Origin of the sequence: Enterobacter cloacae complex sp. P47BA, assembly GCF_014930485.1 — a bacterium.
Classification (GTDB): Bacteria; Pseudomonadota; Gammaproteobacteria; order Enterobacterales; family Enterobacteriaceae; genus Enterobacter; species Enterobacter bugandensis.
This window is the reverse complement of record NZ_JADBRF010000006.1, coordinates 68559-82897: the sequence shown is the minus strand read 5'-3', so window position 1 is coordinate 82897 and position 14339 is coordinate 68559. Positions and strand designations below refer to the sequence as shown.

Annotated in this window: 11 protein-coding genes; 6 read left to right on the top strand and 5 right to left on the bottom strand. The window is 58.8% G+C overall.

The window, feature by feature from the left end:
* Window positions 1–419: 419 nt before the first annotated feature.
* Both IM299_RS08445 and IM299_RS08440 read left to right on the top strand, forming a co-directional pair.
* A complete protein-coding gene (locus IM299_RS08445) occupies window positions 420–2708 on the top strand; it encodes an FdhF/YdeP family oxidoreductase (RefSeq protein WP_193357310.1) in 2289 nt (762 codons plus the stop codon).
* Between the two features lie 23 nt (window positions 2709–2731).
* On the top strand, window positions 2732–3628 hold the full coding sequence (locus tag IM299_RS08440; protein WP_063437361.1) for a LysR family transcriptional regulator: 897 nt from the start codon (window positions 2732–2734) through the stop codon (window positions 3626–3628).
* On the opposite strand, the gene IM299_RS08435 is transcribed toward IM299_RS08440, so the two are convergent.
* Together IM299_RS08435 and IM299_RS08430 are read right to left on the bottom strand one after the other, a co-directional pair.
* The gene (locus tag IM299_RS08435; RefSeq protein ID WP_193357309.1) at window positions 3607–4365 is read right to left on the bottom strand and encodes a phosphate/phosphite/phosphonate ABC transporter substrate-binding protein; all 759 of its coding nucleotides are present in this window, start codon (window positions 4363–4365) and stop codon (window positions 3607–3609) included. The genes IM299_RS08440 and IM299_RS08435 overlap by 22 nt on opposite strands.
* The gene (locus IM299_RS08430; protein WP_193357308.1) at window positions 4358–5329 is read right to left on the bottom strand and encodes a fatty acid desaturase; all 972 of its coding nucleotides are present in this window, start codon (window positions 5327–5329) and stop codon (window positions 4358–4360) included. The genes IM299_RS08435 and IM299_RS08430 overlap by 8 nt, the downstream gene beginning before the upstream one ends.
* A gap of 148 nt (window positions 5330–5477) precedes the next feature.
* On the opposite strand from IM299_RS08430, the gene IM299_RS08425 reads away from it, so the two are divergent.
* A complete protein-coding gene (locus tag IM299_RS08425; protein ID WP_047364876.1) occupies window positions 5478–6458 on the top strand; it encodes a GlxA family transcriptional regulator in 981 nt (326 codons plus the stop codon).
* A gap of 78 nt (window positions 6459–6536) precedes the next feature.
* A complete protein-coding gene (gap, locus tag IM299_RS08420) occupies window positions 6537–7547 on the top strand; it encodes a type I glyceraldehyde-3-phosphate dehydrogenase (RefSeq protein WP_193357307.1) in 1011 nt (336 codons plus the stop codon).
* Window positions 7548–7587: 40 nt separating this feature from the next.
* On the opposite strand, the gene IM299_RS08415 is transcribed toward gap, so the two are convergent.
* The gene (locus tag IM299_RS08415) at window positions 7588–8775 is read right to left on the bottom strand and encodes an MFS transporter (protein WP_193357306.1); all 1188 of its coding nucleotides are present in this window, start codon (window positions 8773–8775) and stop codon (window positions 7588–7590) included.
* 115 nt (window positions 8776–8890) lie between these two features.
* On the opposite strand from IM299_RS08415, the gene IM299_RS08410 reads away from it, so the two are divergent.
* Both IM299_RS08410 and IM299_RS08405 read left to right on the top strand, forming a co-directional pair.
* Complete coding sequence (locus tag IM299_RS08410) at window positions 8891–9847, top strand: AraC family transcriptional regulator (protein ID WP_047364871.1); 957 nt, start codon at window positions 8891–8893, stop codon at window positions 9845–9847.
* A gap of 102 nt (window positions 9848–9949) precedes the next feature.
* Window positions 9950–11635, top strand: a complete 1686-nt coding sequence (locus tag IM299_RS08405) for an alpha,alpha-trehalase (protein WP_193357305.1) — start codon at window positions 9950–9952, stop codon at window positions 11633–11635.
* Window positions 11636–11695: 60 nt separating this feature from the next.
* On the opposite strand, the gene IM299_RS08400 is transcribed toward IM299_RS08405, so the two are convergent.
* Window positions 11696–13798, bottom strand: coding sequence for a TonB-dependent siderophore receptor (locus IM299_RS08400; protein ID WP_193357304.1), 2103 nt, complete (start codon window positions 13796–13798; stop codon window positions 11696–11698).
* 112 nt (window positions 13799–13910) lie between these two features.
* On the bottom strand, window positions 13911–14165 hold the full coding sequence (locus IM299_RS08395) for a GlsB/YeaQ/YmgE family stress response membrane protein (protein WP_028013508.1): 255 nt from the start codon (window positions 14163–14165) through the stop codon (window positions 13911–13913).
* Between the last annotated feature and the right edge of the window lie 174 nt (window positions 14166–14339).

Sequence of the window (14339 nt, the reverse complement as noted above, 5' to 3'; positions counted from 1 at the left end):
CTTATATTTCATGTTGTGATAATAACCCTGTAAGTGATTATACATTTCCATTAATCATTAAGCCTGAGTAAACCTTCTCGTCACTATTTCGAATACCAACGTTGCTACAGCGCCTGTCAGCCGCCATGCATCCATTTTTGAGCGACCGTCTCTTTCATTCGAAATTTTACCTGCGCTACATGCTTTCTCTCTCGACGCTATCTATCCTGCCTACCGGATGATAGATACAATTTATTATTAAAATGATAAAATTTCGTTATAATTTCTTTAAATAGTTGCATGCCAACATTTTTAACTCATTGTTATAAAGATAATTACAGGCAAGAGCCGTAACTCGACCGCGTGGATTTCCATCTCCGCCAGTCATTGTTTTTGCTTATTACCCAGCCGTTGCGCGACCAAACACGTCAGGAGTCAGTATGAACACGAAAAGACGCTCAGTTCCCGGTATCAGACACTACGATGGTCCTGCCGGCGGCTGGGGCGCGTTGAAGGCGACGGCCATTGCGGTACGTACCCAAATGGATACCCTGGACGCTCCCGCGACGCTGCTGCGTACCAACCAGCCGGACGGTTTTGACTGCCCCGGCTGCGCGTGGCCCGATAAAGAGCACAAGTCGACATTCCAGTTCTGCGAGAACGGCGCGAAAGCGGTGACCTGGGAAGCGACCAGTAAGCGCGTGACGCTCGATTTTCTGGCGGAAAACAGCGTCTCCTCGCTACTGGCTAAATCAGACTTTGAGCTGGAAGGTTACGGTCGTCTGACGCATCCTCTGCGCTATGACCGGGCCAGCGATACCTTCCGGCCCGTCGACTGGGACGAGGCGTTTCAACGCATCGGGGAAATATTGCGCGGGCTCGAACCGGACCAGGTCGAGTTCTATACTTCCGGGCGCGCCTCCAACGAAGCGGCGTATCTGTTCCAGCTGTTCGCCCGCGAGTACGGCACCAATAATTTCCCGGACTGCTCGAATATGTGTCACGAGGCCACCAGCGTCGGCTTGCCGCGCTCCATCGGAATTGGGAAAGGCACCGTCTCGCTGGACGATTTCGACAAGACTGAGCTTGTAATCTCCATCGGTCACAACCCCGGCACCAACCATCCGCGAATGATGGGTACCCTGCACGAGCTGGCGCGTCGCAATGTGCCGATTATCGTTTTCAACCCGCTGCGCGAGCGCGCCCTCGAACGTTTTGCCGACCCGCAAAGCGTGATTGAAATGGCAACCTATAGCTCTACGGACATCGCCTCAACCTACTTCCAGGTGAAGGCCGGGGGCGATGCCGCCGCGCTGAAAGGCATAGCTAAACACCTTCTGGAGATGGAGGCCGAACGCGGTGACGTGCTTGACCGCGCGTTTATTGCAGAACACACCCGGGGTATTGAAGATTTTGCCGCCGATATCGCGCAGACCCGCTGGGACGACATTGAGCGCGAGTCGGGGCTCAGCCAGGCGGCGCTCAAAAAGGTGGCCGAGGCCTATGCCAAATCAAACGCCACCATCATTACTTACGGAATGGGGATTACCCAGCACAATAAAGGCACGGCGAACGTCCGCCTGATTGCTGACCTGCTGCTTCTGCGCGGGAACATCGGCAAGCCCGGCGCGGGGATCTGCCCCCTGCGCGGCCACTCTAACGTTCAGGGGAACCGGACCGTCGGGATTAGCGAGAAGCCTGCCCCGGCCTTCCTGAACCGCCTGAAAGAGGTGTTTGGCTTTGAGCCCCCTTCCCGTCACGGACACGATGCGGTGCAGGCGACGCGGGCCATGATCGACGGTCGCGCAAAAGCGCTCATTTGCCTCGGCGGTAACTTTGCCGTCGCGATGCCCGACCACGAGAACGGTTTCCCGGCGATGGGTAACCTGGATCTGAGCGTGCACGTCGGGACCAAGCTGAACCGTACCCATCTGCTGGTGGGCAAAGAGACCTTTATTTTCCCGTGCCTCGGCCGCACGGAGCTGGATATGCAGGCCACCGGCCGCCAGTCCATCACCGTCGAAGACTCCATGTCGATGGTGCATGCTTCCTCCGGCAAGCTGAAACCCGCCTCGCCGTTGCTCCGTTCGGAGCCTGCCATCGTCGCTGGCCTCGCAAAGGCTACCCTGCCGGAAACACGCGTGGACTGGCTGACGCTGGTTGAGGATTACGACCGCATCCGCGATTTGATCGAGCAGACCATTCCGGGCTTTGAGAACTACAATGCGCGGATCCGTGTTCCCGGCGGCTTCCGCATGCCGCTGCCTCCAACACAGCGTATCTGGCCGACCGCAACGGGCAAAGCGATGTTCTCGGTATTTGACGGCGTACAGGAAAACGCCAGCGGTGAAGGCGAGCATGTGCTGCGCCTGATCACGCTGCGCAGCCACGACCAGTACAACACCACCATTTACGCCCTGGACGATCGCTACCGTGGCGTATTTGGCCGCCGCGACGTGCTGTTTATGAACGAAGAAGATATGGCGCAGTCAGGGCTGGAACACGGCGATCGCGTGGATATCGAAACCGCCCTCCCCGGCAGCGCGCAGCGGCTGGAAGATATTACGGTGGTGGCGTACAACATCGCCCCGGGCTCCGTCGGCGCGTATTACCCGGAGGCCAACGTGCTGGTGCCGCTCGATTATCTCGATAAGGACAGCGGTACGCCGTCGTATAAATCGGTTCCGGTTCGCATTACCCTGCGCTCGAAAGAGATCCGCATGCTGTAAGGCTTTACGCGCAGAGAAGAGTGATGGACATAAAACAGTTAAAATATTTACTCGCGCTCGACGAGACCCGCCACTTTGGTAAAGCGGCATTGCGGTGCAACATCACCCAGCCGACCCTCTCCATGCGCATCCGCAGCCTGGAAGAGGAGCTGGGGCTGGTGCTGATCGTGCGCGGGCAGCGCTTTGAAGGGTTTACCCCGGAGGGAGAGCGCATCCTCGCATGGGCGCGCGCTCTTCTTGCCGCACACGACGGATTGCAGGCGGAAGCCGCGCTGTGTAAAGGCCAGGTGGTGGGAGAATTACGTCTGGGGATGGTGCCGCTGGCGAGCGTGGATCCGATGATCTTTATCCGCCTGCTTACGCAAAAGTACCCGGAGCTGACCTACAGCCTCTATTCTATGTCTTCGGCGCAGATTGCCGACGGCGTCAGCCGCAATCAGCTTGAGCTGGGGATTTGCTACCTGAACAGCATCGACACCAGCCTGTTTGACATTATTCAGCTTCCTAAAACGAAGATGGGGCTGCTCCACGACACCCGTCATTTCCAGCTTACCCCGGAGACGCTGACCTGGCACGACCTGACAGATTTTCCGCTGGGGTTCCTGACCAAAGGGATGCACTACCGGGCACATATGGAGGCCAGCTTTAAAGCTGCTGGCATCGAACCGACGGCCGTTTTTGAGAGCGACTCCACGTTCCAGATCATTCAGGCGGTTCAGAGCGGTGTATGCTGCGCGGTGATGCCGCTGAATAACGGGCTGGAAGCCCTGAACAGCACTTTCAGGATTGTCCCCATCGCCGACGCGAACATTGAGGCTCCCATCGGCCTGATTATGCGCAGGCAGAAACCCGTCTCTTCGCTGGCGCTGCGCTGCTTTACCGACGCGCAGGCGATTTATCACGCGGGCAAGGAGGCGTAGGCCTGCCGCGTCACCACGCTGAAACCGCCGATCAGCACCGCGGCGCAGACCTCCCGGTATTCCGGCGCACTCACCAGCTCGCGCAGCGCATCGCGAATGGCGCTGAGCGTTTCGGGGGACGTGCGTCGCGACGTGATTAATGGCAGCCCTGGCGTCAGCGGCGTTCGATCGAACGCCGCCAGCCCCGCAAGCCGTTCCGGCTCATGACGCTCCAGCAGCGCCCAGGTCACGCAGTCGATGGCGGCGATATCGCTCTTCCCGCGCTGCACGTCAATCAGCGACTGACGGTGGCTGCCGCTGAAGGACGTTTGTGAAAAAAATGGTCCGTCAACAATCAGGGGAGCCACCTTTTTTCGCAGCGCGTTATAGCCGGACTGCGAGTCTTCCGAATTACAAACCGCCCGACGTCCGCGGAAATCCGCCAGCGTGAGATGCCTTTCCTCCTCGCGCGCTACCAGAAAACTGCGGTACAGGCTCCCTTCGCAGCCCGCGGCGGTGTAGTGAAAACAGCCCACCACCTGTACCTCCGGGAGCTGCGTCACCAGCGGGTAGCCGCATGTCTGGCTGAGGATAAGCTCAGGCTGCTGCCAGTGGGCCAGCAGGTCAGACTCCGGCCAGCCGGGAGCACCACCGACGGGCACGCCACGCGCGGCCAGCAGATGCTGCACCGCCAGCCAGAGCGCGCGGGTATCGCCGCGATCCACGGCGTACATGGGAAACGCCAGCAGGTTACTCATACCTCTCCTCCTGTTGTTTTCCGGGATGGACGGTGACCTCCACTGGCCGGGTCCAGAACTGGCGTAGCCATTCACCGTAGCCCCGGACCACAAAGCCGTGGTTACGCTGCCGGTACGCCTCCCGGTTTTGCCGGTAGATCGTCGGCAACCCGTACCAGGGAACGCCCGGTAAATCGTGGTGAATAGAATGGTAGTTGAGATTCAAAAACAGCACCCGCCAGACTAGCCCGGCCTCGTTAATGACCGAGCGCGCGAGCGGATCGTCCGCCGCCCGATGTTCGTAGAACGAGCGGACCTTGGTCAGCGCCAGCGCCGGATAGCTCACCGTCAGCACAAACCAGACGGGTGAAAAGCCGTGATGCACCATCCACGCGAAAAGTGCCGCCAGCAGCAGAGCGTGAACCAGCCACATCGCCATCGCCCGCAGGTGAAAATCACGAAACGCCGCCACGGCGCCGCCCAGCGCCTGAAGGATATCCAGCAGCGGTGCCAGCACCAGCCGCCCGACGAAAGTATTCCGGGCCCGGATCGCGCGCTTCTGCCACGGGGAAAAGCGCGCCCAGCTCGCCTCGGTAAAATAATACGACTCTGGGTCATCCGCCGGAAAGGTCAGGCTATCGTGACGGTGATGGGCCAGATGGGAATCCCGGTACAGGCCATACGGATACCAGACCGCCAGCGGGAGCGTGCCGAACAGCTGGTTAAGCCAGGCAAAACGGGTGGGATGCCCGTGGATCAGCTCGTGCTGCAGGGACATGTACCAGGCGGTAAACCAGATAAGCAGCAGCGTGGCGGGAAGCAGGCCGAGCGTTTGCCAGAACGCCAGCGTGGCAAACCAGCCCGCATAAATCGTGAACATTAACAGCCAGGTGGGCAGTTCGCTTCGCCAAAAGAAACCCGACGCGAGGCGGTGAATTTGATTGCGTTGTTGCGGATGTAAATAGAGGGAGCTTCGTTTACCCATTCCTTAAGACGCCGTTTCGCCAGAGACAGAGCCCTGACGATCGGGGATTACGCCTGAAATCACAAACAACTTAAATCGCTTTGCTTTGCCAGAAACGTGAAGTGTGGGCACTCTTGACTTATTCTGTATTAAAGGTACTTTTCAGGACATGAAGAAGATCCTGATTATCGTTCCCGACGGCGGCATGCTGTTTGAAGCCGCCGGTATCGCCGACATTCTGATGCAGGCCAACCGGCTGCATCCGGAAGGGCTTGCCCAGCCCCGCTACCGTATCATTATTGCCACCACGCAGCCCCACCAGGTGATCCACGGCCAGTCTGGCCTGAACCTGCTGGCGGACTATCGCCTGCCGGAGCTGGATCCGCGCGAACCGCTGGACACCATTATCATCACCGGACGCGGGATCAACGAGCAGGAGAGCACGGCGGTGGTGGACTGGCTGCACCTCGCTGCCCCGCACGCCCGGCGGGTCGCCTCCATTTGCGGGGGCGCGATGCTGCTTGCCCAGACCGGCTTGCTGGACGGCCGCCGCGCAACCACCCACTGGCGGCTGCTGGAGACGATGCAAGCCCAGTACCCGGCTATCCACGTCGAAGGCGGCCCGCTGTATATTCAGGATGGCCCCATCTGGACCTCCGGCGGCGTGAGTTCCGGGTTCGATCTAACCCTGGCGCTGGTGGAAGACGACTACGGATTTACCCTCGCCCGCGACGTGGCGCAGGATATGGTGATGTATCTGCGTCGCCCCGGCGGACAGCTGCAGTTCAGCCGCTATAGCCTGCAGCAGCCTGGCGCATCGGGGCCTATCAGCGAACTGCAAACCTGGATCCTGCAGAACCTCACCGCCGACCTGTGCGTGGAAAATTTGGCCGAAAAGGTGGCGATGAGCCCGCGCAATTTCACCCGGGTTTTTACCCGCGACGCGGGCGTCTCGCCTGCCCGTTACGTGATGGAAGCGCGCCTGGCCGCCGCCCGACAGCTGCTTGAGCAGACCCATGATCCCCTTGAGCGGGTTGCCGAGCAAAGCGGGTTTGGCACCAGCATTAACCTGCGCCGCGTGTTTGAGAAACAGCTCCACCTCACGCCGGGCGAGTACCGCCAGCGATTCCACTGCCGCAAGATGGCGTAATCTGATCCTTTTTTGTCGTTTACGCCAACCGGCCCCGCGCCTACAGTGACTCCAGACAACAGAGATAAGGAGTGCACCATGGTTAAGGTCGGTATTAACGGTTTCGGCCGTATCGGACGTAATTTCCTGCGCGCGGCGCTGGGTAACCCGGATCTTCAGATTGTGGCCATTAACGATCTGACGGACAGCAAAACCCTCGCCCACCTGCTGAAACATGATTCCCTTCTGGGCAAACTGCCCACGCCCGTTGAAGCTGCTGACGGCGCGCTGCAGGTGGACGGTCAGCGGATTGTGGTGTTTAGCGAACGCGACCCGGCAAATATTCCGTGGCGCGATGTTGGTGTTGACGTGGTAATTGAGGCCACCGGCTTCTTTACCGATCGGGAAAAAGCGGCGGTGCACGTCACGCAGGGTGGCGCAAAGCGCGTCATCATCTCCGCGCCCGGCAAAAATGACGATCTGACGGTTGTGATGGGAGTGAACCACGATCGCTACGACCCGGCTCAGCACGTGGTCGTCAGTAACGGGAGCTGTACCACTAACGGTCTGGCGCCGGCGGCTCAGGTGCTGCATCAGCAGTTCGGGATCGAGCATGGTCTGATGAACACGACGCACGCCTACACCAACAGCCAGGCGCTGCACGACCAGCCGGAAAAAGATCTGCGCGGCGCGCGCGCGGCGGCGCTGTCGATTGTGCCTTACTCCAGCGGCGCGGCGAAAGCGCTGGGCAAAGTGATCCCCTCCCTGGACGGCAAGCTGACCGGGTACTCCCTGCGCGTGCCGGTGCCGGTGGTGTCGATTGTGGATTTAACGGTAACGCTCAGCCGTAGCGTAACCGCCGAAGAGGTGAATGAGGCGTTCCGCAACGCGGCCGCCAGCGGGCCTTTGAAAGGGATCCTGGGCTATAGCGATGAACCGCTGGTCTCCAGCGACTACCAGGGCGACCCGCGCTCCTCCATTATCGACGGGCTTTCCACGCTGGTAATTGGCGGGAACATGGTGAAGATCCTGGCGTGGTATGACAACGAGTGGGGCTTCTCTAACCGCCTGGTGGATCTGGCGGTGCTCATGGATAAGAAAGGGCTGTAAGCCTGGAGCCGGGTGGCGCGAACGCTCACCCGGCAAAAAATCATTCCGCTTTCACTTTCACGCCCATCAACACAATCACCATCGCCGTCACCAGCAGGAACCCGCTTCCGGCGAATACGCCGCTGGCACCGTTAAGGTCAAATACCGCCCCGCCCCCGGCCGCACCGGCGCTTATCGCCAGCTGGATTGAGGCCACCAGCAGCCCCCCTGCACTTTCGGCTTCATCCGGAACGGTGGTGGCAAGCCAGGTTGACCAGCCCACCGGAACCAGACCAAACGCAAAGCCCCACAGCGCCACCAGGAAACCGTCCAGCATTGCCAGATGGCCAAACGCCACCATCGTCAGCGCCAGTATGCCCATGGCGAACGGCACCAGCGCCAGCGTCAGGCGCAGATTACGTGCCAGCAGATGTCCGGCAACGGAAGTACCGGCAAAGTTCGCCAGCCCAAAGCCCAGCAGGATCAGTGAAATGGTCTCAACGTTCGCCTGCCCCACCGTTTCCAGGAACGGGCGCAGGTAGGTAAAGAAGGCGAAATGGCCGCTGAAGATCAGAATAGTGGCCAGCATGCCGCCGATCATGCCCGGTCGCCGCAGCACGCGGAACAGCGTGCTGAGGCTACCGCTGCTCTCGGGCTTCATGGACGGCAGCACCCAGATCTGCCACAGCAACGCCAGTACGCTCGGCAGTATGCAGAGCACAAAGACGTTGCGCCAGCCGATCAGGCTACCCAGATAGCTCCCCAGCGGGGCAGCAACCACGGTGGCAATCGACACGCTGGAGAAGATCACCGCCAGCGCCTTCGGCACTTTATCCGTCGGAACCAGGCGCATCGTGGTGGCCGTCGACATCGCCCAGAAGCCACCGATGGCGACCCCTAACAGCAGGCGCCCCATCAGCAGGACGTGCAGCGTAGGCGCAAAGGCCACCAGCAGGCTGGAGATGATTTGCAGCACGGAGAAAAACATCAGTACCCAGCGACGGTCGATACTTTTGGTCGCCGGCGTAATCAGAAGCCCGGTGACCAGCGCCACCAGCGCGGTGGCGGTGACGGCCTGCCCGGCCATGCCCTCGCTGACGCCCAGGCTCGCGGCCATCGGCGTCAGCAAACTGGCTGGCAGGAACTCAGCCGTTATCAACCCAAACACGCCCAGCCCCAGTGAATAGACGGCCCGCCAGGCGGGTCTGGCAGGCGCCACGGCCTCTCTCGCCACGACACATGAATTCATCTGTTGTTCTCCCGTTATAAAAATGTGACAACTGTCGCAAAAGCATAGAGGGTTCACCGTGGACGATCTATGACATATAATCTCCACTTATTGATTATTCGTCCGGAGTTGCGCCATGACCGTTCAGTCCCCCGATTTGATCAGCGAACTCTTACGCGGCATGCGCCTGTCGGGTGTGAAATACCGACGGATTGAAGCCAGCGCGCCGTTTGGCGTGGCGTTCCACCAGGCGCCCGGTAAGGCGCAGTTCCATTTTGTGAGCCACGGTAGCGCCCTGCTGCGTATGGAGAGCGGTGCGACCTTCGAACTGAGCGGCGGCGACGCGCTGTTTATTCCTGGCGGGAATGCCCACGCCCTGCTCTCTGACGCGCAGGCAGCCATTACCCCGGTGAACGCTTTTCCGAGCGAACCTATCTGCGGCTCGGTGTGCGCCATTACCTGCGAGCCCTGTCCGGAGAGCGAGAACACCATCATCTTTAGCGGGTGTATGGATTTTGAGCTCGGCGGGATGCAGCCGCTGATCAAAGCAATGCCGGAAGTGATGATGGTCAGCCGGCTGATGTCCACCTGGCCGGAAATTCATCCGCTACTGGCGGCGATGGAGCGAGAATCCATGACCCGTCAGGCCGGGTTCGCCGGGATCCTTGCCCGGCTGGCTGATGTGGTGGCGGCGTTAATTGTGCGCGGCTGGGTTGAGGGCGGCTGCGGTAAAGCTACCGGCTGGGTGCAGGTTTTACGCGACCCGCGCCTGAGCCGGGCCATTTACGCCATGCACCAGCAGCCTGGCCTGAACTGGAGCGTGGCGGATCTGGCGAAAGAAGCGGGCACCTCACGCTCCGTGTTTGCCGAACGGTTTCTGGCCGCGACGGGGACGACCCCGGCAAAGTATCTCAGCGAACTGAGAATGCGGCTGGCGATTCAGTACATTCGTCACGAAAATCAGCCGATTGAAACGGTCGCACTTAGGCTGGGTTACGGATCGCTGGCGGCGTTTAGCCGGGCCTTTAAGCGCATCATTGGCCATGCGCCGGGCACGCTGCGGGAAGCCGGTCAGACGCCGGAAGAGGTCTGATAGCGCGGCAATATTTAACGCGAAGCGGGCAATATTCGTCTAAGGTTTTCAGGTGATTGACAACAGCGGTCACGCTGTTTAGTGAAGACAGGAGACGAACTCATGATAAGACCTCGTACACTACGCCCCGCCTTTTTGCCCCTTGCGTTAGGTGGCGCGCTGCTCGGCGTAACGACATTGGGATATGCCGACGATAGCCCCACCGCCCAGACAACTTCACCCGATATTTTACTGGGCCCTCTGTTTAACGACGTGCAGAGTGCCAAACTGTTTCCCGATCAGAAAACCTTTGCCGATGCCGTTCCCAAAAGCGACCCGCTGATGATTCTGGCGGATTACCGGATGCAGCACACCCAGACAAGCTTTGACCTGCGCCACTTTGTGGAGATGAACTTCACGCTGCCTGCGGAAGGTGAAAAATATGTGCCACCAGCGGGACAAAGCTTACGTGAGCACATTGACGACCTCTGGCCTGTGCTGACGCGCACCACGGATAAAGCCAGTAACAAATGGGATTCCCTGCTGCCGTTACCGAAACCTTACGTTGTGCCCGGCGGGCGCTTCCGTGAGGTCTACTACTGGGATAGCTATTTCACCATGCTGGGCCTGGCGGAGAGCGATCACTGGGACAAAATCAGCGATATGGTGGATAACTTTGCGTATGAGATTGATACCTTCGGCCATATCCCCAACGGTAACCGCAGCTACTACCTGAGCCGCTCCCAGCCGCCGTTCTTCTCACTGATGGTTGAGCTGCTGGCGACGCATGACAAAGACGCGCTGAAAAAATACCGTCCACAAATGGAGAAAGAGTACACCTACTGGATGGAGGGTGTAGAAAGCCTTCAGCCTGGGCAAGCTAACCAGCGCGTGGTGAAGCTCGATGACGGTTCCGTACTCAACCGCTACTGGGACGATCGCGATACCCCGCGCCCGGAGTCCTGGCTTGACGATATCACCACGGCGAAGAGCAACCCTAACCGGCCTGCGACGGAGATCTACCGCGATTTGCGCTCCGCGGCGGCCTCGGGCTGGGACTTTAGCTCCCGCTGGATGGACGACCCGCAAAAGCTCGGCACCATCCGCACCACCAGCATTGTGCCCGTCGATCTGAACGCCCTGATGTTTAAAATGGAAAAACTGCTCGCGCTAGCAGGCCAGGAGGCGGGCGACAGCGCGGCGGCGAGTAAATACGAGGCATTAGCAACCGCGCGTCAAAAAGCCATTGAGCGCCACCTGTGGAACGATAAAGAGGGCTGGTACGCCGATTACGATCTTAAGAGTAAGAAGGTGCGTAACCAGCTCACGGCGGCAGCCCTCTTCCCGCTCTACGTGAAGGCGGCGGCACAGGATCGCGCCGATAAAGTGGCCGCGGCCACCTCCGCGCGCCTGTTGAAGCCGGGTGGTATTACCACCACCACCATCAACAGCGGTCAGCAGTGGGATGCGCCAAACGGCTGGGCACCGCTGCAGTGGGTGGCAACGGAAGGGTTGCAGAACTATGGGCAGGATAAGGTTGCAATGGACGTGACCTGGCGCTTCCTGAAGAACGTTCAGCACACTTACGACCGCGAGAAGAAGCTGGTGGAGAAGTATGATGTCTCTTCTACCGGAACCGGCGGTGGCGGCGGTGAATATCCGCTCCAGGATGGGTTCGGCTGGAGTAACGGCGTGACGCTGAAAATGCTGGATCTGGTTTGTCCGAAAGAGAAACCGTGCGACAGCGTGCCGGAAAATCAGCCTGCGGCGAATGATGAGGCTGCGCCGGTGAAAGCTTCGGCGCAGTAAGGGAGTATTGCCGGGTGATGGCTACGCCTTACCCGGCCTTCATTTTGAACTCACAGGGATTTAGAAGCTGTAACTCGCTCCCAGCTGATACGTCCTGTCACGCCCAATCCAGCAGTTAGTCGCATCGTAGCAGGTCAGCGTCTCTTTATTGGTGATGTTCTGCATACTCGCCTTAAGCGTCAGCCCCGCCAGCGAAGGCAGAATTTCGCCCATCCGGTACGACGCCGCCAGATCGTACTGCGTAGTGCCCCCCAGCTTACCCGCATCGTTAGACGGTGAAATCTCCATCGGCCCGGTATAGCGCGCCCCGGCGCCCAGCATCAGCCCCTTCAGCGGCGTGCTCTCGAAGGTGTAGTCCCCCCACAGGTTGAACGCATTTTCCGGCACCTGAGTAGGACGCTTGCCCTGGTATTTATCATCTTCGGTATTCATTACGTGGGTGTAGGCATAGTTGGCAATCAGCGTCAGGTTGTCCGTCGGGCGGCTGATGGCGGAGAGCTCCGCGCCTTTGGATTCCACTTCACCAGTCTGACGGTAGTTCAGGAAGCCCGGGTCGGAGGTGACGACGTTTTTCTGCCGGATGCTAAACACCGAGGCGGTAAACGTCGTGGCGTACTCGGCCAGCAGATATTTTACCCCGCCTTCCACCTGCTTGCTGGTGGTTGGCTTGACGTCTTTCGCCGTGAGCGTCCCCTGCGGCGAGACCGGTGCAAAACCTTCTGAATAGCTGATAAACGGCGAAATACCGTTATCGAAGGCGTAAAGCGCCCCCAGGCGTTTGGTAACGCGATCCTGCGATACCCAGGCCTTATCGCCGTTTTGCAGGTAATCGGTGGTGACGGAGCGGTAATCGTCGTAGCGCAGGCTGCCCAACAGATTTAAGCCGCCAAATTCCACCTGATCCTGCAGGTAATACCCGTTCTGCTGATAGCTGAGGCGGTTTTTCTGGGCGGTGTAGAGCCCCAGCGCGCTTTCGTGGATTTGCGAATAATCCGGATTACGCATATCCATGCCCGGCGTAGTCGACGCGTAGCGGTAGTGGAAATGGGAGTTCAGCCTCTGATAGTCAAACCCGGCCAGCAGATGGTGTTTCCATTCGCCCAGCGCAACGGTTTTAGTCACCTGGTTGTCGATGTTGAAGCTCTTAAGATCTTCATCGGTGGTATAGGCTAAGCGGTTAAGCTGATAGACCTCACTTCCCGTTCCCGTCGCGTAGACGCTGTTCTGGTGGGTATCGACGTCGAAATAGCGCGCTTTCTGATTAAAGCCCCAGCCGCTGTCAAACTCGTGTTCGAAGCTGTAGCCCAGCATCCACTGCCGCTGCTTAAACCCGCTCCACTCATCTCCGGCGTAATCCCGGCGATCGGCATATTTGGACCGCAGATAAGCGAGCGGCAGCGGGTTAGACGGCGTCAGGCTCGGGGAGTTTTGCGCCAGCGCATCCAGGGTGAGGCGGGTTTTACTGTCGGGTTGCCATGTAACGGACGGGGCGACCAGATAATTTTCATAGCGGCTGGTGTGCGGCTGATCGTCATTCTCCGTCGCCTTACCCAGCAGGCGGTAATTCCAGTCGCTGTCGGCAATTTGTCCGGTCGAATCGAGGTAGCCTTCTTTCAGATTACGGTTCCCGGTGTTAAAACCGACCTCGGTTCGGGCTTCCCGCTGCGGCTTTTTGCTTTGAATATTTACCAGCCCGCCCGGCGAACCGCCGCCGTAAAGCACCGATGAAGGCCCTTTCAGGATATCGACGCTCTCTATTAACAGCGGATCGATGCGCGCCTTGGTGTTGCCGGTGACGTTATAGGGTAGCTGCAGTCCGTTGTAAAACTCCTGATCAACGGTAAAGCCACGAATTTTGTATTCGCTCATATAGGAGGTATTCCCCCGCACCTCGGTTGAGACGCCTGGGGCATAGCGCAGGATTTCATTCACGGAGTTCGCGTGACGCTTTTCGATCTCCGGCGCAGAGAGCGTGTTGATAACCTGCGGCGTTTTACTTTCGGCAACGGCCGATTTGGTGGCGCTGTTGGTCCAGGCCGGCAGCGCGCTGCCCTGCTCTGAGCCCGTGACGACAATGGTTGATTCTTCGGCGAAAGCCTGGACCTGCAATGCCAGCGTGACGGCACCCGCCAGGGTGCATAACGTAAAACGTGAGGAGTTCATAATGTCGTCTTGTGATTACATGCAATACGGAACGACAATTATTATCATTTAGATTAGCAAATCAATATAGCGGCAAAAAAAACGGCCCTCCGCAGAGAGCCGTTCTGTCATTTTATGCTCGTCGCAGTAATCTGAATATGCCCAGCACGACAATGGCTCCCACGACAGCGACCAGGAAACTGTGCATGTCGAAACCACTGATGTCACCACCAAAACCAAACATCGTCGCCAGCCAGCCGCCTACAACCGCACCAACGACCCCGAGTACGCAGGTCAGAATAAAGCCGCCGCCATCGTTTCCCGGCATGATCAGTTTTGCGATAGCGCCGGCAATAAGGCCAAAGATAATCCAGGCGATGATACCCATAGCAATGCCCTCTTGCAGATTAAACGCATGTGCAGAAAACCTTCTGCACAGCTAACTTAAGTATAGGTCATCACCGGAAAACCAGTTTCGTCTCACCGACTTATCCTGCGGACAACGGTAAAAAAATCTCACCGGTTTGTATTAAGTTTGAGGGTGAATTGCCGATAACGCTAA

Bases quoted from the DNA above. Each gene is read 5' to 3' on its own strand.
- IM299_RS08445 (WP_193357310.1), top strand. From the start codon at position 420: ATGAACACGAAAAGACGCTCAGTTCCCGGTATCAGACACTACGATGGT.
- IM299_RS08440 (WP_063437361.1), top strand. From the start codon at position 2,732: ATGGACATAAAACAGTTAAAATATTTACTCGCGCTCGACGAGACCCGC.
- IM299_RS08435 (WP_193357309.1), bottom strand. From the start codon at position 4,365: ATGAGTAACCTGCTGGCGTTTCCCATGTACGCCGTGGATCGCGGCGAT.
- IM299_RS08430 (WP_193357308.1), bottom strand. From the start codon at position 5,329: ATGGGTAAACGAAGCTCCCTCTATTTACATCCGCAACAACGCAATCAA.
- IM299_RS08425 (WP_047364876.1), top strand. From the start codon at position 5,478: ATGAAGAAGATCCTGATTATCGTTCCCGACGGCGGCATGCTGTTTGAA.
- gap (WP_193357307.1), top strand. From the start codon at position 6,537: ATGGTTAAGGTCGGTATTAACGGTTTCGGCCGTATCGGACGTAATTTC.
- IM299_RS08415 (WP_193357306.1), bottom strand. From the start codon at position 8,775: ATGAATTCATGTGTCGTGGCGAGAGAGGCCGTGGCGCCTGCCAGACCC.
- IM299_RS08410 (WP_047364871.1), top strand. From the start codon at position 8,891: ATGACCGTTCAGTCCCCCGATTTGATCAGCGAACTCTTACGCGGCATG.
- IM299_RS08405 (WP_193357305.1), top strand. From the start codon at position 9,950: ATGATAAGACCTCGTACACTACGCCCCGCCTTTTTGCCCCTTGCGTTA.
- IM299_RS08400 (WP_193357304.1), bottom strand. From the start codon at position 13,798: ATGAACTCCTCACGTTTTACGTTATGCACCCTGGCGGGTGCCGTCACG.
- IM299_RS08395 (WP_028013508.1), bottom strand. From the start codon at position 14,165: ATGGGTATCATCGCCTGGATTATCTTTGGCCTTATTGCCGGCGCTATC.